Here is a 1,091-nt window from a genome sequence, read left to right on the forward strand (position 1 = left end):
GTAGATACCGTCTTGCCGGTTACCTGGCAAGACATATTTCGGCATCGAACGGACGACCCGATTTCAGCACGCCATAAGCCAGCTGCAGCAGCTTCTTCATCGCCGCGCACACCACGACTTTTCCCGTTTTCTTACCCGCATCCAGCCGTTTCTTCAGCGCACTCACCGCCGGATTCCACTTCATCGCCACTATCGCAGGCATGTACAGGGCCTTGCGCATCGCGCTGTTGCCCATCTTCGATATCCTGCTTTTGCCCTTCCACTCACCGGACTCCTGCCGCATCGGATTCAGACCCACCCACGCCACAAGCGCCTTGCTGCTGCTGAACCTCGACATGTCCCCCAGATACGCCAGCATCGTGCTGCTCAGCACGCCCGCGATGCCCGGGATGGACTCCAGCAGTTCCCTGTTCTTTTTAAGGCCCGGATCATTGTCGATATGGTCGTTTATTGCCCGCTTCGTTTCGTCTATCTGCGCATCCAGCGCCGCAATGACCACGCGGATTGAGGGCTGCACCACCGCATCCGAGACCTCCAGCCGGTTCTCTTCCATCTGCCGCATTTCCTGAAGATTCGTCAGGCGCTTCACCAGCGCCTTCAGCCTGCGTTCATTCAGCGGCGCCGGCTGCCACAGCGACGGGCCGTGCAGTTTACAGTAGCGCGCTATCATGCGCGCATCGTCTTTATCCGTCTTGTTACGGCTCAGCTCCGCCTGTCCGAAGCGCCTGATGCGCGCGGGATTTTCCACGCTGACATCATAGCCTTCGTCGTGCAGGAAGGTGGCCAGCGGCTCACTGTACGCGCCGGTAGCCTCCATGCAGATATGGCAGCAGCCGAACGGCTCCAGCCATTTTTTCAGGGCGATAAAGCCCTTAGGGGTGTTGGGAAAGACTTTGGTTTTGTAAGACGTGTCGCCTTTCCAGACGGCCACATCAAACTTTCCGGAGGCAATATCAATGCCGACAGGCATACGGGTTTGCATAGATTCTCCTTAACAGCACAGGGAAACCGCCATGACCATCCTTATGGATGCGTGCTCGGGGCACAGGATACCGTCCGGTCTTGAAGGCGGGAGTTAAGTTGCCGGGGAT

Annotated in this window: 1 protein-coding gene; it reads right to left on the reverse strand. The window is 57.8% G+C overall.

Features of this window, described 5'->3' with window-relative positions:
• Positions 1 to 19 precede the first annotated feature (19 nt).
• Positions 20 to 982 carry an IS110 family transposase gene (locus C1Y43_RS23415; RefSeq protein WP_104189859.1) on the reverse strand — a complete coding sequence of 321 codons (963 nt, stop codon included), beginning with the start codon at positions 980 to 982 and terminating at the stop codon, positions 20 to 22.
• Positions 983 to 1,091: the final 109 nt, after the last annotated feature.

Source organism: Pantoea sp. ICBG 828 (assembly GCF_002928355.1).
Taxonomy (GTDB): Bacteria; Pseudomonadota; Gammaproteobacteria; order Enterobacterales; family Enterobacteriaceae; genus Pantoea; species Pantoea dispersa.

What these genes read in the sequence shown, in the direction of transcription:
- C1Y43_RS23415 (WP_104189859.1), bottom strand. Translation starts at nt 982, where the DNA reads ATGCAAACCCGTATGCCTGTCGGCATTGATATTGCCTCCGGAAAGTTT.